Consider the following 23,420-nt stretch of genomic DNA (forward strand, 5'->3'; position numbering starts at 1 on the left):
GGTCACCAGCTGTATTTCAACGTTCCGTAGACCGTCCGCCCTTCGCCCCAATAGCAACCTGTGGCGCCGATGCAGGAGGAAACATATTTTTTGTCGAAAAGGTTGCTGATGTTGAGCGACGCTTTGAGGCCCTCCAGCTTGGGATCCGCCTTGCCGAAATCATAACGGATGGCCGCGTCGAAGAGGGCGTAGCCGGGCACATCATAAGCGTTGGCATTGTCGCCATAGGTCTGGCCGACGTAACGCGCACCGCCGCCGAAGCTCAGACCGCCCCAGGCGTCATCGGACTGGACGCTGTAATCCAACCAGAGGGCTGCCTGATGTTCCGGGACAAAGGCAAGGCGTTTGCCCTGGTTGCTGACGCCTGAGCTGTTCGGATTGTCGCGGGTGATTTCGCTGTCGGTATAGGCATAGGAGGCAATCACGGAGAATGCGTCATTGATCTCTGCCTTGCCTTCAAATTCAAGACCGCGCATGCGCACCTCACCGGTCTGCACACGGTAGCTCGTGTTCACCGGGTCGGGCGTCAGCACATTCTGCTGTGTCAACTGGTAGGCCGAAACGGAGACGAAGCTGTTCATGCCTTCGGGCTGGTACCTCAGGCCGACTTCGAACTGCTCGCCGGTGGTCGGATCGAACGGAACGCCAACCCGGCTCGCGCCGCTCGCGGGATTAAACGAAGTCGAGTAACTCGCATAAGGCGAGAAGCCGTTGTCAAAATTGTAGACGAGCCCGGTTCGCCAGGTGAATTCTCCGTCTTGCTGATCAACGGTCGTGTCCGCGCTGCTGGTTCGGTTGCGCGTCTCGGTATCGGCCCAGTCATAGCGACCGCCAAGCGAGAAGATCGCATTGCCCCATTCGATCTGGTCCTGCGCATAGAATCCTGCCTGCGAACGATCCTGATCGATGCGAAGGGCTGTTGCCGGTCGCGTGATGCTGGTTGCGCTATAAACCGGATCGTAGAGGTTGATTGGCGTGTAAATCGGTGAGAGCGCAGATTCCTCAAACCGGCTGTCTTCGAACGAGTAATCCAGTCCAATGACTGCGGTGTGGGACGCGTCGCCGGTCTGGAAGCGGGCTATGGCCTGATTGTCGACCGTGAATAGCCGAGAGCTTTCGGGAAAAGCCCAAGCGTAACGAAGGAGCGCCGAGGGGTCGCATATGGACAAGCAGAATGCCTGAACGCGCTGGGTGTCCGTGTCGACATGGCCGTAGCGCAGGTTCTGTTTGAAGGTCCATGTCTCGTCGAATTCATGGGCGAACTCGTAACCGAGGAAGGCCTGCTCGTTCCTGAAGCGGTCGTAGCCGGGTTCTCCGAGGAAGGCATCGCGCGGCAGTTCGGCGTAGACGTCGGTGTAGAGCGTACCGTTCGCAGTCAGCGCCGGGGCGCCACCGCCGCCGGGCGAATCGATGTTCTGGTATTCGCCGAGGATGGTCAGCGACGTTCCGTCATCTGGCTGGAAGGTAAAGGACGGCGCGATATAGCCTTTGCGTTCCTCGACATAGTCGTATTGCGTATCGCTCAGCCGGCCAACGCCGACCATGCGATAGAGCAACGTTCCTTCTTCATCAAGCTTTCCGCCGACATCGAAGGCTGCCTGGAAGCGATCGTGACTGCCATACTGCAATTCGACCTCCCGGATTTCCTCATTGCGCGGACGCTTGCTCACCATGTTGAGCATGCCGCCGGGAAGGCCCTGACCGTAAAGCACCGAAGCCGGCCCCTTCATGATCTCGGTGCGCTCCAGACCATAGGGCTCGATTTTCGGCTGGGAGTATCCGCGTGCTCCGAAGGGAAGCCGCAATCCATCGCGGTAGCGACCGGGCACGAAGCCGCGAACGGTCAACCAGTCATGCCTGACATCGGTATCCGAATATTGCGCCACGACGCCCGGCGTATAGCGCAAGACCTGGGTAACGGTCGCGGCACCCTGCGCTTCCATCTGGTCTCGGGTCACCACGTTCACGGCCTGCGGTGTGTTCTTCAGCGGCGTGCCCGTCTTTGTGCCGGTCGCACTCTGGGTTGCCACGATGCCATTCACCGGCCCCCAGGCGTTTTCTCCCTGGACCTCGATCGTGTTCAGCTGGGTCGAGCCGTCAGCAGCAACATCGCCAGCACCCGATGCTGGTGCCGAAATTGCGACTGTGCCGGCATTCGGGAAGGAATAAGTCAGGCCGGAGCCCGCAAGGATTGCGGCAAGCGCCTGTTCGCGTGTTGCCGAACCGGAGTATCCGGTGGACATCTTGCCCGTCGCTGCGGCTGACAGATAGGTGACCTGCAGGCCAGCCTGACGACCGAAAACGGTCAAGGCGCGGTGGATCGGACCTCCTGGCACGGAAAAGGGCTGCGCGCCGCTTTGCGCAAAAGCCTGATCGACCGGGGTGGTCAGGCCCGCAGCGATTGCGGTCGAAACCAGAAGCGCGGTTGCCAGCGCCCTTACATTGCCATTGAAAACCTTACGACGAATCCCGTGCCCCATAGCCTTTTGACCTCTCCAACTCTGCAACGCATGTGCAGGGACAGGCCGTGCCTGAGCTTCAGTCGATTTCTGTCCCTGAGACTGTTACAGCCGGGCTCCGGAAATTTTCACTTATTTCTCAAGTTTTTCCGCTAGCTTTAGAGAGGCGAGATCACCGTGACAAACGACGTGACCTGATGGACGCGGGAGCCGGTCGGATGCACCACCGCTTCGAGCGTTCGAAGCGGGTCGGTGAGATCGAAAATGCCGCTAACGCGTTGGGCGCCGACGGAAGAATCGGCGATGACGATGCGTCCCGGTATCCAGCGACCGATACGCGAAACGAGAGCATCTACCCTTTCTTGATCGGCGATGATCAAGTTGTCGCGCCATGTGGCGATCTGGCCGCTTTCCCTTTGGCCCCGATCGATCCGGCCCGAGTCGGTGTGCATCGCGAGCCATTGCCCTTCTTGGAGTTGGACGCCGGCCTGAAGGACTGCATTCGAGGCATGCACATCCACGAGGCCATGATCCACGGCTACCGTCACGCTGTCATTGTCGTTGGAAACGTCGAAGGCGGTCCCGAGAGCCGTGGCGCGCAAATCCTTGCAGACGACCGAAAACGGATGGCTCAACTCCCGGGCTACTTCGAAAAAACACATGCCGGCCAAAAGTGCGATCTCGCGGCGCTCCATGCCAAAGTTCACGGCGATGGCGCTTTCGGGGCCGAGGGTTGCGATGCTACCGTCGGGAAGTGTGACGCGGCGAATTTCTCCCTTGCCGCTCACGTGGTCCGCACGGGCTTCGATCAGCATGCCGGGGGCGAAAGAATAGGCTGCCGATCCGAGCCCCAGAATGGTCAGGCCGCCCGCCATGAAATTGCGGCGCGTCAGGCCCAGGCTCTCGCTGCGCTCGATGCGTCGCTTCTCGTTCAGAAGCGTGCCTGATGCACCATGAACCCTGGACACGCGTGCCCAGATATCCTGATGGTACTGGCTGCGACCGCGCCAGGCCCGGATCAACTCCTCGCAAACGGGATTGTCCGGGTCGTTTTGCTGCCGGATGATCAGATCGATCGCTTCGTCCAGCAATCGCTCCTGATCAGGTATCGTCTTGGTCATCTGATCTCTTCCACACGGCGTGGCTGTCTCAACCGCCTCTGATACTCAATACAATCGAGCATTGCGAATTTTCCGCCTTTGGCTGAAAAATCAGAGCACATCCACGCGCAGGACGAGATGACGGTAGGCGTCGCGGATGAGGGACCAGGCTCTTGTTGTCGAGACGCCGAGTTCTTCTGCCACTTCGGCGATCGTCCTTTCGCCAAGGCGGTGCATCTCGAAGGCCCGTCGGGTGCGTTCCGGCAATTCGGACAGTGCCTGATGCGTTTGTACAAGGCATTGACGAGAATAGACTATTCTCTCCGGGGACGGGGCCGGATCGGCGATGTTGATGGCCTCTTCGTCATCAAGCGGCACCGTCTGGATCAGTGCTTCGCGTCGCTTGTGGTTGATCCCGAGATTTCGAGCCGCCTTATAGAGATAGGCGCCTGGATTGTGATGCTCCGCAGCTTGCCCGGGTGGCTTTGCAATCACGCGCACGAAGGCGTCTTGCGTCAGATCTGCCGCGACATCAGGGTCGATCCCGCTGCGCTGCAACGATCTGGCCATTCCCTGCGCGTGGCGCCGAAAGAGAGTGTGGATGTCCCAAGTCAATTGCTGCCTGCCTTTCGCAACGATGCATTCCGACAGAGTCGGGAAACGGCGTCATCGCGGATGCGCAGCCGATTGCTATCTGTACTCGCTCTCAGCTTCAGCTGCTTTTTTGGCAGAACGGTCGGTAGGTGCACGGGCCTGAACTCTTGACCGCACTAGGCGGAAAATAAACATGTCTTAAAGACTCATGTTAATATCCTGTGGCGATAACATGCAAGCAGCTTTCAGCGCAGTTCGCATTAATGGAGCATGAAGCTGCGAGGTGTAGCAGACGTTGGGAACGGATGCGTCAATGACGGTCCTTTCGCTCGAGTGGATGACAAGACGGTTCCGATACACCCGGACCCTATGCCGTGCCACGAGTGCCATACTCTGTGACGCACGCGTTCGAGGTCATTCATGCTCCGCCATGCGATAGCCCACACCCGGTTCCGTGCGCACGATGCGGGGTTGGGTTGGATCCCGCTCGATCTTCTGGCGCAATTGGCCGATGAAGACGCGCAGATAGTGCAGGTCGTCGCTGTGGGCGGGACCCCAGACTGAGGTCAACAAGGTTCGGTGTGTCACCACCCGGCCGGCATGGCGGGCGAGCAGCAGGAGGAGGTCGTATTCCTTCGGCGTGAGATGAAGGGGCTCACCGTCGCGCGAGACGAGACGCCTGACCGGATCGATCGTCAAGCCATCGATTTCCGTGATGGTCGGGATCGCGTCTCTGCGGCCTCGATGACGGAGCGCTGTCCGGATGCGGGCGGTCAGTTCCCCAATACCGAAGGGCTTTTCTATATAGTCGTCCGCGCCAAGATCGAGCGCCGCGATCTTTTCGCTTTCGCGGTCGCGCGCCGAGAGGATGACGATCGGAATATCCGACCAGCCGCGCAGACTGGCGACAACGTCCTTGCCATCCATATCCGGCAGGCCGAGATCGAGGATGACGAGGTCAGGCGCCTGGGTGGCAACGGCCTTCAATGCATCCGCGCCCGTGCCAGCCTCCATCACCTCATAACCGGTAGCCGACAGGGACGGTTTCAGAAAGCGCTGGATCTGTGGTTCATCATCGACCACGAGAATACGTGGCTGGGTCATTGGGCCTTGCCCCTTGCTTCATTGCTTTCCGGAAAACGCAAGACGATGCGCGTGCCGCGTTTCTTCACCGCCGGGCTCTCCGCATGGATCCGGCCACCCATGGCCTCGATAAAACCACGGGCGATGGAGAGGCCTAGCCCCGTTCCAGGGGCGCGCCCGTCCGGCTTTCCCCTGCGATAGAATTTTTCGAAGATGCGGTCCAGATCTTCGGGCGGAATGCCCTTTCCAAGATCGGTCACCGAAACCAGCACATCCTTGCCGTCACGGCGGGCATAGACATTGATCGGCTCGTCGCCCCCGTACTTCACCGCATTGTCCAGAAGGTTGAACAGAACCTGACCCAGAAGCACGCTGTCGCCCCTGATCAGCGGCAGGTCGGCGGCGATCCCCGGTTCGATGATGCGCCCCGGTGCGTGCTTTCGGGTGCGCTCGACCGCCGACTGCACGACATCTGCCACATCGACCCAATCCCGTTTCGGCTTCAGCGTGCCGGCCTCGATGCGCGTCATGTCGAGCAGATTGGCAACGAAGCGGCTCATGCGGCCGCTTTCCTCCTCGATCGACTGGAGAAGATCGTCGCGGTTCTCCGGTGTCATCCGTTCGCCGAGTTCGCGCAAGCCTGTGACGGCGCCGGTGATGGTCGCGAGCGGCGTGCGCAGATCATGCGAGATGGAAGACAGAAGCGCCTCGCGATAACGTTCGCCTTCCAGCCTTGCCGCCTGCTCGACGGTCTCGTCGGCAAGGCGTGCACGGTCGAGCGCGATGGCCGTCTGATCGAGGATGGCTGACAGCGATCGTTCGGCATTCTGATCGAGGCGTTCGGCAGTCTGTTCGATCCCGCAGACGCCGACGATGCCGTGGGGTCCAAGCAGCGGTCGAAACTCGAAACGGCTGTTCGGCAGCGTGCCTGTGCCGTGTCCGGCGGGTTCGCGCTTGTCGTGGCTCCAGCGGGCGGCCGTCATATCGGTGACGTCGAGTTCGGTATCCGGCGGCCAGGCGGCGGCCACGCCGAGATCACCCTTCAGCGGCACGAGAAGCACGACCTTGCGCTTGAGGCTGGCCTGCAATTGCGAAACCGCGAGCCAGATGGCGTCGTCTCCCTTGGCCGTGCTCGCAAGCTTGCGGGAGAAATCATAAAGCGATTGCAGCGCTGTCGCCCGGATCCGTGCCACTTCGGCCTGTTCGCGGATGCGCGAGGCAAAGCCGCCGGCAATCACCGCCACGACCAGGAAGATGACGAGAGCGAAGACTTCGTGCGGCGCGGCAATGGTGAAGGTGTGGATCGGGTCGATGAAGAAGAAATTGTAGGCAAGCGCCGACAGCGCCGCCGCTAGGAAGGCCGCGACATAGCCGCCGGTGACGGAGGCGCCGAGCACGGCCAGCAGAAAGAGCAGCGAGATGTTGGGGAGATCGACGAACAGGTCGATGCCCTTGCCGATCAGGGCGGTCAGGGCGACAATCCCAAGTGCCGAAAGCGCGGACTGGCGCAGCGTCTCGGCTTTGGGCATGGCGAAAGCCATGCGTCGTGCTTCCGTCGGAGTAGCGTCGGGCGTGACGATATGGATACCGACACCCGATGCCCTGACCGCCAGTGCATCGGGCAGCGAGCGGGTCAGGAACTTCGCCCAAGGCTTGCGCTTGCGGGTGCCGATGACGATCTGGGTCGCATGCTCGCGCCGGGCAAGTTTGAGGATCTCCTCGACGAAATCATTGCCGATGATGCGGCGCGTCTCGGCGCCCAGCTGCTCGGCCAGCCGGAACAGGGCCTCGATGCGCTGCAGGCGTTCCGGCGTCTCGACTTCGCGATCGGCCCGCTCGATCGAGACGACCAGCCACGGGGCGTTGAGGCCCGAGGCAAGGCGGCTTGCCACGCGCACGACCTTTTCAGACAGGGCGTCCGAGCCGACGCAGACCAGCAGGCGTTCGCCTGTCGCCCAGGGACCGTCAATGGCATTCTGGCGGAGATAGTCGACCATCTGGTCGTCGACCCGGTCGGCGGTGCGGCGGAGCGCCAGTTCACGCAGGGCCGTCAGGTTGCCGAGGCGGAAGAAGCGGTCGACGGCGCGGTTGGCACTTTCGGGCAGATAGACCTTGCCCTCCTTCAGACGCTCGATCAGTTCCGAGGGGGCGAGATCGACCAGCAGAACGTCGTCGGCCCGTTTCAGCACCACGTCCGGCACCCGCTCGCGCACGGTCACGCCGGTGATCTGGGCGACGAGATCGGCAAGGCTTTCGAGGTGCTGGATGTTGAGCGCCGTCCAGACGTCGATGCCGGCCGCAATCAGCTCCTCGATGTCCTGATAGCGCTTCGGATGGCGACTGTCCTCCGGATTGGAATGGGCGAGCTCGTCGACGATGATCATGCGCGGCCGTCTTGCAAGGGCGGCATCGAGATCGAACTCCTCCAGCATGCGTCCGCGATGGGCTGCGCGACGGCGCGGCAGGATCTCCAAGCCGTCGAGCAAGCTCGCCGTCTCGCTCCGCCCGTGGGTTTCGACCAGTCCGATGACGACGTCGATGCCGTCAGCCTTGAGGCGTCGGGCGCGCGACAGCATCGCATAGGTCTTGCCAACGCCGGGGGCGGCCCCCAGAAAAACGGTGAGCTTGCCCCGGCGGTCTTTCTCCGCCAGGGCAAGCAGGGCATCGGGATCGGGACGTCGTTCGTCCCTGCGGTCGTCATCCGCCATCAAACTCTCATCTGTTCAGGGCATCGAGGGCCAGGTTGAGCTCTAGCACATTGACCCTTGTTTCGCCGATAACGCCGAAGTCGGGTTTTTCGATCGTTTGCTCCACAAGGGCAGCGACGGCTGCGGGTTGCAGCCCTCTTGCCTCAGCGACACGCGCAATCTGCGCCTTAGCAAAGGCTGGCGAAATATGCGGATCCAGACCGGAGCCCGAGGTGGTGACCGCATCGCCCGGAACCGGCTGGGCGATGCCGGTCGCTGCCAGCCGCGCGACATCGGCTGCGACACGCTCCTTCAGCTTCACCGAGGTCGTGCCAAGGTTCGAGCCGGAGGATGCAGCAGCGTTGTAGGGATCGGGGCCGGTCGCGGAGGGGCGTGGCCAGAAATAGCGGTCGGTGGTGAAGGCCTGGCCAATCAGGCTTGAGCCGATGACCTTGCCGTCGCGTTCGATGAGGCTGCCATTGGCTTTCGCCGGCATGACGGCCTGGGCAATGCCTGTGATACCGAGCGGAAAGGCAAGGCCGAGGAGAGTGGTGAAGACGACGACCAGAGTGATTGCGGGTCTGAGTTGGTTGAGCATGATTACACCAGATGGAGAGCGCTGACGGCGATGTCGATGACCTTGATGCCTGCAAAGGGCAGGATCAGGCCGCCGACGCCGTAGACGAGAAGGTTGCGGCGCAGGAGTGCCGCCGCACCGGACGGACGGTAGGCCACGCCCTTCAAGGCCAGCGGGATGAGTGCCACGATGATCAGCGCGTTGAAGATAACGGCAGACAGGATGGCAGACTGCGGCGAGGCAAGCCCCATGATGTTGAGGGCCTCGAGCGCCGGATAGGTGGCGACGAAGAGCGCCGGGATAATGGCGAAGTATTTGGCCACATCGTTGGCGATCGAAAACGTCGTCAGCGAACCGCGCGTCATCAGCAGCTGCTTGCCGATCTCGACGATCTCGATGAGCTTGGTGGGGCTTGAATCAAGGTCCACCATGTTGGCGGCCTCGCGGGCGGCCTGGGTGCCGGTCTGCATGGCGACCCCGACATCGGCCTGGGCAAGCGCCGGGGCATCGTTGGTGCCGTCGCCGCACATGGCGATCAGGCGACCGCCCTGCTGTTCGCGGCGGATATAGGCGAGCTTGTCTTCCGGGGTTGCCTGGGCGAGGAAGTCATCGACGCCGGCTTCGGAGGCGATAGCTGCGGCCGTCACCGGGTTGTCACCTGTGACCATGACCGTGCGGATGCCCATGGCGCGCAGCGCTGCAAAGCGGTCCTTGATGCCGGGTTTGACCACGTCCTTCAGGTGGATGACGCCGAGCAGGCGGTTGCCATCGGCAACGCCGAGCGGCGTGCCGCCGGTGCGGGCAACCTGATCGACGGCGCGGCGGAATTCGGCCGGCGCATCCTGATCGGTCAGGCCGGCAAACTTCAGCACCGCATCGACGGCCCCCTTGCGCAAGCGGCGCGAACCGATGTCGACGCCGGAAAGGCGGGTTTCGGCGGTGAAGCCGATGACGGCGTCGAACTCGGCCTTCGGCATGGGCACACCGAATTCGCCGGTGGCGAGCGCCACGACAGAGCGCCCTTCCGGCGTTTCGTCCGACAGGGAGGCGATCAATGCTGCCTCTGCCAGTTCCGTCGGCGTAACACCGGGAGCAGCCAGAAAGTCGCTGGCCATGCGGTTGCCGAAGGTGATTGTGCCGGTCTTGTCGAGGAGCAGCGTGTCAACATCGCCTGCAGCCTCGACGGCGCGGCCGGAGGTGGCGATCACGTTGAAGCGCACCAGGCGATCCATGCCGGCGATGCCGATGGCCGAGAGCAGGCCGCCGATCGTGGTCGGGATCAGCGTGACCAAGAGGGCAGCCAGCACCGTGACCGAAAGAACCGTGCCGGAATAGCCAGCCAGGCCCCAGATCGCGACGCAGACGAACAGGAAGATCAGCGTCAGGCCCGACAGCAGGATCGAGAGCGCGATCTCGTTCGGCGTCTTCTGGCGTTGCGCGCCTTCGATCAGCGCGATCATCCGGTCGACGAAGGAGGAGCCGGGCTGGACGGTGATCCTGATCTTGATCTCGTCGGAGAGAACCTGCGTGCCGCCGGTGACTGCCGAACGATCGCCACCGGATTCGCGGATAACCGGAGCGGATTCGCCTGTTATGGCGCTTTCGTTGACCGAGGCGACACCCTCGATGACTTCGCCGTCGCCGGGGATGAGTTCACCTGCCGCGACGAGAACGATATCGCCGACCTTGAGGCTGGAGGCCGGGATGGTTTCCGTCTTGCCGCTTCCGGCGAGCCTACAGGCAACGAGTTCCGACTTGGTCTTCTTCAGGCTGTCTGCCTGGGCGCGGCCACGGCCTTCCGCCACGGCTTCGGCGAAGGTGGCGAAGAGCACGGTGAACCAGAGCCATGCGGCGATCTGGCCGGAGAAGCCTGCCTCGCCGGGATTGCCGGCGAGGTCGCGGATGAAGAGGATCGTCACGATGACGGCGACGATCTCGGTCACGAAGATGACCGGGTTGCGCAGGAGTTTGCGCGGATCGAGCTTCACGACGGCATCGCGGATCGCCGGAAACAGGATTGCAGGGTCGAGAAGACCTGATGCTTTTTGGTCTTTTGACATGATGGGTCCTTTAGAAGGTCTGGCCAGCGAGCATGGCGAAGTGTTCGACGATGGGGCCGAGCACCAGTGCGGGCAGGAACTGCAGGCCGCCGAGAATGAGGATGATTCCGATCAGGAGGCCGACGAAGAGCGGGCCATCGGTCGGGAAGGTGCCGGCGGAAGCGGGCGACTTGACCTTGGCGGCGAGCGATCCGGCAATTGCCATGACCGGCACGACATAGGCGAAGCGGCCCAGCAGCATCGCGATGCCGAGCGTGGTGTTGTACCAGACCGTGTTGCCGGTGAGGCCACCGAAAGCCGAGCCGTTGTTGCCGGCAGCCGAGGTATAGGCATAGAGGATTTCCGACAGGCCGTGCGGGCCCGCTGTGCCGATGCTTGCCACAGCAAAGGGCAGCATGGCCGAGACGGCGGTAAAGCCGAGGATCACCAGCGGCAGGATGAGGACGGCCAGCATGGCGAACTTCATCTCGCGGCCTTCGATCTTCTTGCCGAGGAATTCCGGCGTGCGGCCGACCATCAGGCCCGCAACGAAGACGGAGAGCAGAGCGAAGACCAGCATGCCGTAGAGACCGGAACCGACACCGCCCGGCAACACCTCGCCGAGCTGGATCAGGAACATTGGCACAAGACCGCCAATCCCTGTGAACGAGCCGTGCATGCCGTTGACGCCGCCATCCGAAAGGCCCGTCGTGACAGTCGCATAAAGGGCTGTCATGGCCTGGCCGAAGCGGACTTCCTTGCCTTCCATATTGCCGAGTGCCGGATCGACGCCGATGGACGTCAGGATGGTGTTGCCCTGGGCTTCGGCCCAATAGGTGACGCCCACACCGGCAATCAGCAACACCGCCATGGCCGAGATCAGTGCCCAGCCTTGGCGGCGATTTCCGACCATCTGGCCGAAGGTGTAGACCAAGGCCGCCGAGATCGACAGCATGGCGAAGATGTTGAGATAGTTCGACCAGGCGGTCGGGTTCTCGAAAGGATGTGCGGCGTTGACGTTGAAGAAGCCGCCGCCATTGGTGCCGAGCTGCTTGATCGCTTCCTGGCTCGCGACGGGGCCGAGCGAGATCACCTGATTGGTGCCTTCGAGCGTCGTTGCCGTGACCGATGCGTCGAGCGTCTGCGGCAGGCCTATGGCGACGAAGGCAAGAGCGACGACGATGGCAAGCGGCAGCAGCACGTAGAGCGTGGCCCTCGTCATATCGACCCAGAAATTGCCAAGTGTCGCAACCTTGGAGCGGGCAAGCGCGCGGGTCACGGCAACCGCAAGTGCCATACCGGTCGCGGCCGAGAGGAAGTTCTGAACAGTGAGGCCCGCCATCTGGGAGAAATGGCTGAGCGTAGTTTCGCCTGCGTAGTTCTGCCAGTTGGTGTTGGTGACGAAGGAGACGGCCGTATTGAAGGCGAGATCGGGCGCCATGCCGGCGAAGCCTTGCGGATTGAGCGGCAGATAGGCCTGCAGCCGCAGCAGGGCATAAAGCACCAGGAAACCGGCAAGCGAGAAGGCAAGCATGGCCAGCGTATAGCCGAGCCAGCTCTGCTCCTTCTCGGGGTTAATGCCGCTCACCCGGTAGAGGTCACGCTCGACACGGCCGAGCACGAGGGAGAGGAAGGTCCGCTCGCCGGAAAACACCCGCGCCATGTAGAGGCCGAGTGGCTTGATCGTGATGAGGACGACGAGGAAGAAGAGGCTGATCTGCAGCCATCCGATTGTGGTCATCGGTCTCTCCCGATCAGAAACGCTCGGGACGCAGGAGCGTCACGACGAGATAAATGCCGAGGCCGGCGGCGACGAGGAGGCCGAAGAGAGGTTCAAGCATCTGCCTTGTCCTCACAGCCGGTCGAGCGCGCGGGCATAGAGGGCGAGCACGAGAAGCGTGCCGCCGCCAAGCGCGATAAAAATGAAGTCGGACATACGAATGTCTCCTGTTGATACCCACACAGGATTAAGGGCGCTTCAGGTCAGACTTCGATGGGGAAGAGATCGGCTCGGGATAAAGAAAAGATAAGGATGCGCTGGCAGAGCTGATTGGTGATCCATGACCGCTGGTGCTGGTGAGCATAGCGCGATCTCTCCCGTTCGAGCAGGATCTCCGCTTGGCGTTGGGAGGAGCCGAAAGGTGCGACTGGAAATGGGGCGCCCAAGCGCAGATCATTTGCGGAAAGTGACTGCTGCCGGAAGATCGGCTGATCATGCTAAGATGAAGACCAGAGCCGCCACTAGACCTTGATGACAGACCGCAACGGTATGACCGCGACCAACTCACCGCTGGCAGACATCACTTCGAGCTGGCGGCCATCTATCTTCAAATCGCAAGTGACGGCCTCCACGACCATTTCCTTCGCAGCGGATATGGCACCAAATCGGGCGGCAACATCGTCGGCAAACTCAATTCCTTCGTCATCGAGCTCTAGGCCGTTACATTCGCGGATGTGAAAGAAATACCTGTGCATTTCGGTCAACGGCATGGCGGGTGGAAGGTTCCTGTCCCTGCATTTCATCAGGCACTGACAGGCGTGACGACACAAAGGCGAGCGATAAAAGGAAGCGTGTCTATTTCCTCCTCTCGCTGACTGGAACCGATTTCGGCACGGTGAAGCGGGCAACCTCATCGACATAGGAAACCGTTGGTCTGCCTGGGCGTTGCTGCCTTCAGTGTGAATCATCAAGGTGTCCGCTCATGGCAGACAATCTCAGAACGTATCGAGCCAAACGAGACTTCAAGAAAACCAGGGAGCCCAGCGGAGAGGTCGAGGTGAAATCCTCGAACCGTCGACGTTTCGTCATCCAGAAACACGAAGCGAAGCGGCTGCATTATGACGTGCGGCTTGAACTCGATGGCGTGTTCAAATCCTGGGCGGTTACCCGGGGCCCATCGCTGGATCCGCAGGACAAACGCCTCGCGGTGGAGGTCGAGGACCATCCGCTGGACTACGGTGATTTCGAAGGAACCATCCCGAAAGGGCAATATGGCGGCGGAACCGTCATGCTCTGGGATCGCGGCTATTGGGAACCGGAAGGCAACAAGACGCCGGGGGAAGCACTTGAGAAGGGCGATTTCAAATTTACCCTCGAAGGACAGCGCCTGCATGGCAGTTTCGTGCTGGTCAGGATGCGCAATGATCGTGAGGGTGGGAAACGCACCAATTGGCTTCTAATCAAGCATCAGGACGAGCATTCGGTAAACAAGGACGGCGCTGCGATCCTTGAAGCCAATCTGACATCGGTTGCCTCGGGCCGAACCATGGAGGCCATCGCATCCGGAAAGGGCCGCAAGCCAAAACCCTTCCTATTGAATGCAGCTGCCGTGGATGCCGATGCGGTGTGGGATAGCAGCGAAGGTCTGGCCGCCGAAGAGCGCAAGGCAGGTATCAATTTGAAGCCGGCGGGTAAAAAAACCAAAGTGCCAAAACACGCGGGGAAGTCGACCATGCCGAAGTTTGTCGCGCCGCAACTTTGCCAGTCCCTAAGCAGACCACCTTCCGGCAGTGGTTGGGTTCACGAAATCAAATTCGATGGCTACCGGATTCAGATGCGGGTCGAAGAAGGTGATGTGACGCTCAAGACACGCAAGGGGTTGGACTGGACGGACAAATGGCCGGCAATTGCGGGAGCGGCGGCAAAACTGCCTGACTGCCTGATCGATGGCGAGATCTGTGCGCTCGATGAAAACGGTGCTCCCGATTTCGCAGCCCTGCAGGCTGCCCTCTCGGAAGGAAAAACCGACGATCTCGTCTTCTTTGCGTTCGACCTTCTTTTCAGCGGTAGGGAAGACCTGCGTGCGCTTCCCCTGATCGATCGCAAGGATCGACTTGAAGCCTTGTTGACTGATGCCGGGCAGGACCCGCGTTTGCGGTTTGCCGAACACTTCGAGACAGGTGGCGATGCGGTGCTTAAGTCCGCCTGCCGATTGTCGCTGGAAGGCATCGTCTCCAAGAAGGCGGATGCACCATATCGCTCCGGGCGCAGCGACAGCTGGGCGAAGTCCAAATGCCGCGCGGGCCATGAGGTCGTGATCGGTGCCTATGCCACGACAAACGGCAAGTTTCGCTCTCTGCTCGTAGGCGTCAACCGCGGCAACCATTTCGTCTATGTCGGCCGCATCGGCACGGGATATGGCGCAAAGGTCGTGGCTCAGCTCCTGCCAAAGCTGCAAGAGATCGAGAGTTCCAAGTCTCCTTTCACCGGCATTGGTGCGCCGAAGAAATCGCGAGACATCACCTGGCTTAAGCCTGAACTGGTCGCGGAGATCGAATTTGCCGGATGGACGGCTGATGGACAGGTGCGGCAAGCCGCCTTCAAGGGTTTGCGTGATGATAAACCTGCGGATGAAGTCGAAGCCGAACGCCCCGTATCGCCGGAAGTTACGGATGCTTCCACGCCCGCCCGGCCGGGTTCTTCGAAGAAGGTCCGGCCAAAGGGCGCGAAAGTCGATGTGATGGGGGTCATGATCTCAAGCCCCGACAAAGCGCTCTGGCCTGACGCGGGCGATGACCAGCCGGTGACAAAAGAAGATCTCGCTCACTATCACGAAACCGTAGGCTCCTGGATGATCGACCACATCCGCGGCCGTCCCTGCTCGATCATCCGCGCACCCGACGGAATTGGAGGAGAGCAGTTTTTTCAGCGCCATGCCATGCCGGGGAGCTCAAACCTTGTGGAGCTCGTCAAAGTCTCCGGCGACAAAAAACCCTATCTGCAGGTCGATCGCGTCGAAGGTCTGATCGCCATTGCGCAAATTGGTGGCCTGGAACTTCACCCCTGGAATTGTGAGCCCGGCCAACCGGATGTCCCCGGTCGACTGGTGTTCGATCTTGATCCGGGTCCGGATGTTGCTTTCTCCGCGGTCGTCGAAGCGGCCCGGGAAATGCGCGACCGTCTGGAAGAGCTGGGCCTGATCAGCTTCTGCAAGACCACAGGCGGCAAGGGACTTCATGTTGTGGCTCCATTGGCCCCCAACACCAAAGCGCCGCTCTCGTGGGACGAGGCAAAGGGATTTGCGCGCGACGTCTGCCAGAAAATGGCCGATGACGCCCCAGATCGCTACCTGATCAAGATGACCAAGAGCATGCGAAAGGGTCGGATATTTCTCGATTATCTTCGCAATGACCGCATGGCGACCGCAGTAGCGCCGCTTTCGCCGCGTGCAAGGCCCGGCGCACTGGTCTCGATGCCCCTGACATGGACGCAGGTGAGGAGTGATCTTGATCCCAGCCGCTTCACCATCAGGACCGTGCCAGCGCTGTTGGCAAAATCTGCCGCATGGCAGGACTATCGCGAGAGCAAACGCTCCCTGGAGCGAGCGATCAAGCGGCTCAAACGATGATCGAGATCGGATACCTTCGGCATTTACCAGCGATCAGGATTTGAAAGCATACCCCAGCATGAGCAACAAAGCGGAAACGGTGGCGAGGATCAGCACGAAGACGGGCCAGAATCCAGCTCGTTGCGGCTGATTGCCTGAGAAAACGGGTCGCATGGCGTTACCGGAATCTCGCGATACCTCCTGCTGCTTTCCCTGGCGCTGCTCTGTCCGTGCCGTCAATGCTTCGCCAGGGTTCGGAGGCGTGCCGCCCGCTTCGGCATCCGTTTCCATGGGCGCCATGGCGGGGTCAAAGCCGGGCTGCTTGTCGCCGGTCAGGCCAGCCTGGATATCGCCTCGCACCTGCGCGCCTGTCGGTTGTGACGGGGTTCGATCAGCCATTGCATGTGCTCCTTGGTGTTCGCCCTGACCTAACTGCGGTAGAGAGCCAAGAGTTCCCGTTCGCCTTTGCAGGAGAAGCGATGCCCGAATTCGCGCGCAGCTTCCGCTATGTCTCGTCGATCAGGCGCGCGCCCCTTTGACGGGTAGCGTAGCGCCATATCCACTGAACGCTGACCAGGAGTCGCTTCTCGAAATTGACGAGGAGATAGACGTGTACAATGGCCCAAAGCATCCAGGCGAGACGCCCCTTGAGCTGCCAAGAGCCAAAATCGAAGATCGCAGCATTGCGTCCGATGACGGCTGTGTTTCCACGATTCTGGAAGCGAAACGCAGGCGGTGCTTCCCCCAGCAAAAGGTTGGCTGCAAGCGCCATTCCAAGAAACTTGCCCTGCTGCTTGGCGACTTGGGCGAGTGCTGGGAGAGGCTGGCCGTCTTCACCCCGAGTAAAAGCCGTGTCGCCCAAGGCGTAGACGCCGGCAGCCCCCTTTACAGAGAGATCCGCCGCGACCGGCAGCCGACCGCCGGGTCCAGCCTCAACCTGCAGCCAGGTGGCGGCCGGTGACGCCTTGACGCCCGCGCCCCAGACCATACAGCTTGCGGGCAACAGAGTGCCACCGATCTGCACCCCTTCCGCCGTGACGTCTTCTACCGGCGTGTTCACGCGGATGGCTACACCAATGCGCGAGAGATAGTCGCTGGCATATTGCGAGAGGTCTTCGGGAAAAGTCGCCAGGATCCGGGGACCGGCCTCGATCAGCAACACGTGAAGCTGATCCTCTTTCAGAGTGCGGAAATCCCGGCCGATCATAAATCGTCCCAGCTCGGAAATGGCGCCCGCCATCTCCACGCCGGTGGGGCCGCCGCCAATCACGACGGTGGTCAGAAGTCGACGCTTCTCCTCCTCGTCTTCGCAGCGTTCAGCCTTTTCAAACGCCAGGAGAAGTCGTTGGCGGATGTCTCGGGCCTCATGGATAGACTTCAGGCCGGGTGCATGCTTGCGCCACTCTTCATGACCGAAATAGTTGTAGTCCGAGCCAGTCGCCAGAACGAGCCGGTCATAGGCAATCTCTTCTCCGTCCTTCAGTTCGACGCATCCTGTTGCCGGGTGCACTGCGACGACCTCTCCCATGACGACGCGGATGTTGTGATATCGACCGAGCGTGCGGCGGATCGGTTCGGAAATGTCGGCTGGGGACAGCGCTGCAGTGGCGACCTGATAAAGCAGGGGTTGGAAAAGGTTGTGGTTTCGCCGGTCGATGACAACAACCTCGATTGCGGTGTTGCCCAGAGCCTGTGCGCAGGCTAGGCCGCCGAAACCAGCGCCGACAATCACTACCCGCGGCCTTTTCACTACCTCGGATTGATTTTGCATTTCCACCTCTCTGCCGTTGTCAGAGTGTTCAACCGGATAGATCTGAAAGTGTTCCTGCAGGCGGCGGAAGGGGCGGGCTTACTTTCTCGAACGCGCTTCAGACTTCAGCGACTTTTTCAGCGCATCCATTATGTTGATGACGTTGCTGGGTTCCTGTGGGCTATCGGGCGCTTTGGCTTTCTTTCGGAGCGGCTTCTTCAGCGCCTTTTTCTTCGATTTGATCAGCTGCAAAAGATTTTCCTGGACCGGATCCGAGACCAAGTCGGGTGACCAGTCACGTGTCTGCTGCCTGATAAGCCTCTGGATGAGCGGCATCAGCTCACCATCCGCCTTCTCATCGCCAATCGCGTCGAAATAGTCCTTTTCATCCCGCACTTCGTCGCCGAAACGCAGCGTCCAGAGCACAATGCCCTTGTCCCGCGGCTCAAGCATGATGGCCCGTTCTCGCCGGGAGATCACAAGCCGTGAAATGCCGACCATATCCTGCGCCCTCATGGCGTCCCGGATGACAAGGAAGGCTTCTTCACCCACGGTATCATTGGGGGAGAGGTAATAGGGCGTGTCCAGCCAGATCCACTCAATACTATCGCGCGGCGTGAAGGTCGAAATATCGATGGTTTTGGTGCTTTCGAGCGCGACATTTTCCAGTTCGTCGTCTTCGAGAACGACGTAATCGTCTTCGCCGCGCGGATATCCTTTGACCTCGTCGTCGCTGTCCACCGTCGCGCCAGTGACGCTATCGACATACTGGCTGACGACACGATTTTTCGTCTGCCGGTTCAGCGTGTGAAACCGGACCTTTTCACCCTCCGATGTCGCCGGCATCATCTGTACAGAGCATGTGACGAGCGAAAGCTTCAAATAGCCCTTCCAATAGGGTCGAACTGCCATGGATACCTCCTCCCTTTAACCCGCCCGCCGCGAAGGTGCTTTCGAACTCTTCGACTTGGTCTCGCTCTTTGCTGCCTTGGCGCGGCCACCGCCGCTGTTTGCATTTGCCGCTTTGCGCTTTGAGGTCTTGCCCTTCGGTTTGAAGCCGGCGCTTTCGCGCAGTGCCTGCAGGAGGTCTACGGTTTTTGCTGCCTTCGCCCTCTTCTTCTTTGGCAGACCACGTCCTTCGATCTTGGCTTTGACGAGGTCGGCTACGGCCTCCTCATAGCGGTCATCGAATGCGCTTGCGTCGAAGCTGCCCTTCTTCGTCCCGATGATGTGTTCGGCAAGTTCAAGCATCTCGCCTTCGATCTTGAGATCCGGCAGATCCTCGAACGCTTCCGCGGCCGAGCGGACCTCATAGTCGAAATTCAAGGTGGACGCGATCAAGCCCCTTCCATGCGGGCGAATGAGCACGGTGCGCAGCCGCCTGAAGAGGACGGTTGTTGCGAGTGCCGCGACCTTCGCCTTTTTCATGCCGTCGCGGAGCGTGATGAAGGCCTCCATGCCCATCTTGTCCGGAGCCAGATAATAGGGCTTGTCGAAATAGGTCGTGTCGATCTGCGAACAGGGAATGAAGCTGCCGATCATCAGTGTCTTGTCGCTCTCGGGAACGACGGCTGCGACTTCTTCCGGCTCGAAGATGACATACTGTCCGTCCTCCACCTCATAGCCTTTCACCTGATCGTCACGCTCGACCGTCTCCCCGGTTTCACTGTCGACAAACTCGCGGCTGACGCGGTTTCCGGTTTTGCGATTGAGCGTGTTGAAGGCGATCCGCTCGGACGAAGAGGTCGCCGTATAGAGGGCTACCGGACAGGAGACCTCACCGAACTTGATGTAACCCTTCCAATTCGCCCTTGGGGATGCCATTGCCCACTCTCCTGACCAGAATTCGAGGTTCAACTGTGCATGATGCAGATCGTTCCCAAATGGGCAGATGGATTCAAGGATGACGTGCGGCTACCGCGCGTTGCTGAGGAAGCGGGGGTAGTCGATCCGGTCGAGCGCATCATTGAAGTTTGGTGGTCTCTCGGCATATCAGGTGCTCCGGAGAAGGTTCTCAATCATGTCGATACGCAACTAGGGCAGATCAACATTTCTTGGCACGCGTGCGGAGTGAAGCCGTTGCTCGCACGGTCGAGGCGGGTTGCAGCCGCACCGTGTGGCGGCTCTGGCGAGCATGTCGCAAATTTTCCCCCGCCGTCATTTCAATACCATCCCCTTTGACTGCGCCAGCCGCAGGGTCTCGGCCTGTTTGAGCGCGACTGTCGTTCGTTCATGGGCTGCCAGTTGCTGCACGGTCCGGATCGTGTCCCAAGCGGCGCGCAGTTCATCTTTCTGTGCGGGCTGCATCCCGGCAGAGGCCTTCTCAAACGCCTTTCCGCCCGCGGTCTTGGCCGCGAGCGGCAGAAAGACGCGTTCCCCAAATCGCTCCGCTACGGCCTTGGCAAAATCCTCAAGCTCGGCCTTCACATCTCTGTTTGCCAGGGCATATGCGAGGCCGGCGGGCAGGTCGTTTCGATCAATCGCATCACGCACACGCTGAAGCATCTGCCTTGCCGATGGAGATAGAGCAGGAATATCGAGAGACAGCCTGGCGCGGAGCGCGCGCTCCTCACCTTCAAAGCGGGTGACCGCCTCCGCGCGTTTGGCAATGAACTGCTTGAGATCGCGGGCCAGCCCGGTCACATTGAGTAGCGCTATATCGCGAGCCTGCTTGTCTGCGCGGGCCGCAAACAGCCCCGTCTTCCCCTTCAGCGCACCAAAGCTCTCAGGCTGTTCAGTAATCTTTGCGATGGTCGTTGCAGCCACGGCTGTATCCACCAGCATTGCATCGACGTTCACCGCCTTGAAGGCGGTCTGTGGGTCCGCAAAGACGAGATGAAAGCGAGCCGATACTTCCTGCCAACTGTCCTTGAGGCGCGGATCGGTCGAGAGCCTGTCTTCGACAGTTTGACCAATCGATCGGGGGAAGATCGTGGTGCCAGAGACCATGGGTTTTGACTCCTTCTTTGCAGATGTCGGCGATAGAGCCGACGTCGCTTTGCCAAGACCGAGCTTGGCAGCGACAGCGACAAGACGCGCACCAAGCTCAGCTAGCTTCGCCGATTGACGGATGGTCCATTGGAGCCGATCGTGTGCGATCGTGCGGGCGACATTCAGCAGATGCAGGCCACGCGCATCGGCGAAACGAAGTGCGGCGCGATCGTGCGAGGCACCCCGGTAGTCGAGCGTCGTCTCCTTTGAGCCGGCACGCGAAAGCCGTTCATGCAACCCCGCCATTGCCAGTTTCTCGACAGGCACGACGTTCCAGCTATTGCGTTCGACCTCAGTGCCGTCGGGGAGCATCATACGCTCAGAGCCAACGTGCTTAAGGCCGATACGATCACCGATCCTGGCGCTCGACGCTTGCATCGCCCGGGCGAGATCGACACCCCAGACAGTGCGCTCCTGACCATCGGCGAAGCCGAGCGTCACATAGTAGCTGTCCCGGTTGCCCGGCTGGTGCTCGTATGGCGCCTTGCCATGATCGATCAGCACGCCGCCGTGCCGTTGCGTGAACTCTTCCAGCCCGACATAGAGCGCCGCTGTCTCGCGGTGGCGGGTCATGGCGACATAGGTCAGGTGCCGGTCGAGCGTGCTCGACGCCAGCACCTTGACGCGATCGACTGTGGCACCTTGGCTCTTGTGCACGGTGGTGGCGTAGCCGTGATCGACATTGGCATAAAACCGCTGCTCGACCACGACATGATGTCGTTCTTCCCCATTGCCGACTTCTGCAACAATCCGCCCAGGCTCAGCTTCGACGACACGCGCCAGCATGCCATTCTTGACCCCAAGCGATGTTTCATTTTTCAGGAACACGATCTGATCGCCAGCCGCAAAGTGCCGTGTTCCTTCTTCTGTCTTGAAGGCATGGCCAGTCTCGATCAGGCCGCGCTCGATGAGCTTGCCGCGCGCCAAGTCGTTCAGCTGACGCACGTCCACGCGGCGATGGGCAAGGATCAGTGCAGACTTGGTCGGATCGTATTCGTTGTTCCAGTCGTCAATCAATGCCGCGACCGCATCGCCCCTGGTCCAGCCGGTCCGTACCCTGTTCTGTTCAGCATAAGCGTCGAGCGCTGCCGATACGTTTCCGCGCGCCAGATTAAGGGAGGCATCACGCATCCACTGTTCGCGCTGACGATAGATTGTCTGGAGCTCCGCATAGCCGATCCGGTCTGCAATGGCGCGGAAAGCGGCACCTGCTTCAATCGGCTGAAGCTGTTCGGGATCGCCGACCAGAACAAGCTTGGCACCGGACGAGGTCACGGCTTCGACGAAGAGGGCCATCTGCCGGGATGAGACCATGCCGGCCTCGTCCATCACGAGAACCGTCTTGTCATCCAGCAGGTCTTTCCCCTGGCTCCAGCGCAACTCCCAGGACGACAATGTGCGCGAGACAATGCCGGCTTCCTTTTCCAACCCCTCCGCCGCCTTGCCCGCCAGAGCACCACCAACAACGCGGTAACCTTCTGCCTCCCAGGCTTCACGGGCAGCCTTCATCATGGTCGTCTTGCCGGCGCCGGCGCGGCCAATCACAGCGGCGATGCGCGGCGGGCCGGAGATCTGTTCGATCGCGACCTTCTGTTCATCCGACAAATGTCTGTGGCGCCCGAAGACGGCCGAAAGGGCGGTGCCACTGACCCCATGCGACGCGCGCCGAGACAGCCAGATCGCCTGGTTGGCCATGATGGTTTCGAGCTTGATGAGCTCCCGCGTCGTGTATTTCGCGGGCTGCCTCATCCCGGTCGAGAACCCGATCCGCTCGCGGTCGAGGCGTAGCGTCTGCGGGTGCTGCAGGACCCTCGCCATCAGGCTTTGGAAGACAGCTGCATCATCGATGTAGCGCGCCAGGATTTTGGCGACATCGCGCTCGTCGAAGACGCTTTTTTCGCGGCTGATCAGGTCGAGCACGATCTCCGGCCTGATCTCGATACGACGGGCATTTTCGGAGCGGATTGCTTCTTGAAGCGCCAGCCGCTCCAGCGCTGCTTTCTCTTCCGCGCTTTCCGCCTTCCGCTCGATAGCCTTGACGTCGACGCCGAGATGGATGGTCGGTTCAAGATCGATATCCTGCTTCTTGAACGAACGGCCATCGACACGGATATCGAGACCAGCCATTGCGAGGTGCTTATTCTGGAAGGCAAACCAGCCATCGCGGAATGTGTTGAAGTCCTGCGTGCTGCCGGCCCAAAGCTCGTAGACGATCTTGCCGGCATCATTGCGGACAACCTGACCATCAGGTCCGGTCAGTGCTACCTTCTTCGGCCCGAACCCGTCTTCAGAAAGCGGCCGCAATGTCGTCATCAGGTGGATGTGCGGGTTGCCGGGGGCATCATGAAAGACCCAGTCGGCCACCATGCCCTTGGCCGTGATGTAGTTGGCGACGAAGTCCCGCACCAGATCGATGTTCTGCTCGGGGGAAAGTTCGATCGGCAGGGCGATGGTGACATCCTTGGCGAGCTGGGCATCGGCACGTTTCTCGAATGCTTCGACCTTGTTCCAGAAGGCTTCCGATGAGCCTGATACCGATCGATCGGCAATCATCGACCGCAGCCATTCTGGCGCGTTCTCAGGGATGACGAACTCTTCGTGAAGCAGGTCCTGCTTGCGGGAATAGTCGATGGTCCTCGCTTCCCGCTCAAAATCCATCTTGGCGCAATGCCGGTAGGCCGCCGACAGCAAGGCGCTGCGACCGGAGCCGCGAGTAATGATGCTGACTGAGAAGTGCGGCACAGCCACGGTGGCAAGCCTCCTTTGAACGCAACAATCCAGGTGGTTCGTCGAGCAGGGAGGTCAGGCGCAAC

At 60.7% G+C, this 23,420-nt stretch carries 17 protein-coding genes; 2 read left to right on the plus strand and 15 right to left on the minus strand.

The genetic code is table 11. From position 1 onward, the window contains the following. Positions 1-2 precede the first annotated feature (2 nt). From FAA97_RS17045 to FAA97_RS17090, 10 genes are all read right to left on the minus strand, one after another. Positions 3-2,480 carry a TonB-dependent siderophore receptor gene (locus FAA97_RS17045; RefSeq protein WP_136599763.1) on the minus strand — a complete coding sequence of 826 codons (2,478 nt, stop codon included), beginning with the start codon at positions 2,478-2,480 and terminating at the stop codon, positions 3-5. 137 nt (positions 2,481-2,617) lie between these two features. Then, a complete protein-coding gene (locus FAA97_RS17050; RefSeq protein ID WP_136599764.1) occupies positions 2,618-3,580 on the minus strand; it encodes a FecR family protein in 963 nt (320 codons plus the stop codon). A gap of 90 nt (positions 3,581-3,670) precedes the next feature. Beyond that, entirely contained in the window at positions 3,671-4,174 is a 504-nt protein-coding gene (locus FAA97_RS17055) for a sigma-70 family RNA polymerase sigma factor (RefSeq protein ID WP_136599765.1), read from the minus strand. Between the two features lie 393 nt (positions 4,175-4,567). Then, positions 4,568-5,257, minus strand: coding sequence for a response regulator (locus tag FAA97_RS17060; protein WP_136599766.1), 690 nt, complete (start codon positions 5,255-5,257; stop codon positions 4,568-4,570). Beyond that, positions 5,254-7,944 carry a sensor histidine kinase gene (locus FAA97_RS17065; RefSeq protein WP_136599767.1) on the minus strand — a complete coding sequence of 897 codons (2,691 nt, stop codon included), beginning with the start codon at positions 7,942-7,944 and terminating at the stop codon, positions 5,254-5,256. The genes FAA97_RS17060 and FAA97_RS17065 overlap by 4 nt, the downstream gene beginning before the upstream one ends. Positions 7,945-7,951: 7 nt before the next feature. Then, positions 7,952-8,521 carry a potassium-transporting ATPase subunit KdpC gene (gene kdpC, locus FAA97_RS17070; RefSeq protein ID WP_136599768.1) on the minus strand — a complete coding sequence of 190 codons (570 nt, stop codon included), beginning with the start codon at positions 8,519-8,521 and terminating at the stop codon, positions 7,952-7,954. A 2-nt stretch (positions 8,522-8,523) separates the two neighbouring features. After that, positions 8,524-10,560 (minus strand): potassium-transporting ATPase subunit KdpB, encoded by a 2,037-nt coding sequence (gene kdpB, locus FAA97_RS17075; RefSeq protein WP_136599769.1) that lies wholly within the window; start codon positions 10,558-10,560, stop codon positions 8,524-8,526. Between the two features lie 10 nt (positions 10,561-10,570). Then, positions 10,571-12,280 (minus strand): potassium-transporting ATPase subunit KdpA, encoded by a 1,710-nt coding sequence (kdpA, locus tag FAA97_RS17080; protein WP_136599770.1) that lies wholly within the window; start codon positions 12,278-12,280, stop codon positions 10,571-10,573. Positions 12,281-12,293: 13 nt separating this feature from the next. Then, positions 12,294-12,380, minus strand: a complete 87-nt coding sequence (kdpF, locus tag FAA97_RS21450) for a K(+)-transporting ATPase subunit F (RefSeq protein WP_136599946.1) — start codon at positions 12,378-12,380, stop codon at positions 12,294-12,296. A gap of 400 nt (positions 12,381-12,780) precedes the next feature. Next, complete coding sequence (locus tag FAA97_RS17090) at positions 12,781-13,029, minus strand: DUF6894 family protein (protein ID WP_136599771.1); 249 nt, start codon at positions 13,027-13,029, stop codon at positions 12,781-12,783. Between the two features lie 212 nt (positions 13,030-13,241). On the opposite strand from FAA97_RS17090, the gene ligD reads away from it, so the two are divergent. Then, positions 13,242-15,887, plus strand: a complete 2,646-nt coding sequence (gene ligD, locus FAA97_RS17095; protein WP_136599772.1) for a DNA ligase D — start codon at positions 13,242-13,244, stop codon at positions 15,885-15,887. A gap of 33 nt (positions 15,888-15,920) precedes the next feature. On the opposite strand, the gene FAA97_RS17100 is transcribed toward ligD, so the two are convergent. The 4 genes from FAA97_RS17100 to ku (FAA97_RS17115) all read right to left on the minus strand — a co-directional run bounded on the left by FAA97_RS17100 (position 15,921) and on the right by ku (FAA97_RS17115) (position 19,440). Then, a complete protein-coding gene (locus FAA97_RS17100) occupies positions 15,921-16,265 on the minus strand; it encodes a hypothetical protein (protein WP_136599773.1) in 345 nt (114 codons plus the stop codon). Between the two features lie 106 nt (positions 16,266-16,371). Further along, entirely contained in the window at positions 16,372-17,598 is a 1,227-nt protein-coding gene (locus tag FAA97_RS17105; RefSeq protein WP_246041537.1) for an NAD(P)/FAD-dependent oxidoreductase, read from the minus strand. Positions 17,599-17,715: 117 nt separating this feature from the next. Continuing rightward, positions 17,716-18,528, minus strand: coding sequence for a non-homologous end joining protein Ku (gene ku, locus FAA97_RS17110; RefSeq protein WP_136599775.1), 813 nt, complete (start codon positions 18,526-18,528; stop codon positions 17,716-17,718). A 15-nt stretch (positions 18,529-18,543) separates the two neighbouring features. Then, positions 18,544-19,440, minus strand: a complete 897-nt coding sequence (gene ku / locus FAA97_RS17115; protein ID WP_136599776.1) for a non-homologous end joining protein Ku — start codon at positions 19,438-19,440, stop codon at positions 18,544-18,546. 39 nt (positions 19,441-19,479) lie between these two features. On the opposite strand from ku (FAA97_RS17115), the gene FAA97_RS17120 reads away from it, so the two are divergent. Next, positions 19,480-19,797 (plus strand): hypothetical protein, encoded by a 318-nt coding sequence (locus tag FAA97_RS17120; protein WP_136599777.1) that lies wholly within the window; start codon positions 19,480-19,482, stop codon positions 19,795-19,797. On the opposite strand, the gene traA is transcribed toward FAA97_RS17120, so the two are convergent. After that, complete coding sequence (traA, locus tag FAA97_RS17125; RefSeq protein ID WP_136599778.1) at positions 19,774-23,355, minus strand: Ti-type conjugative transfer relaxase TraA; 3,582 nt, start codon at positions 23,353-23,355, stop codon at positions 19,774-19,776. The genes FAA97_RS17120 and traA overlap by 24 nt on opposite strands. Positions 23,356-23,420: the final 65 nt, after the last annotated feature.

Source organism: Peteryoungia ipomoeae (assembly GCF_004912165.1).
Lineage (GTDB): Bacteria > Pseudomonadota > Alphaproteobacteria > Rhizobiales > Rhizobiaceae > Allorhizobium > Allorhizobium ipomoeae.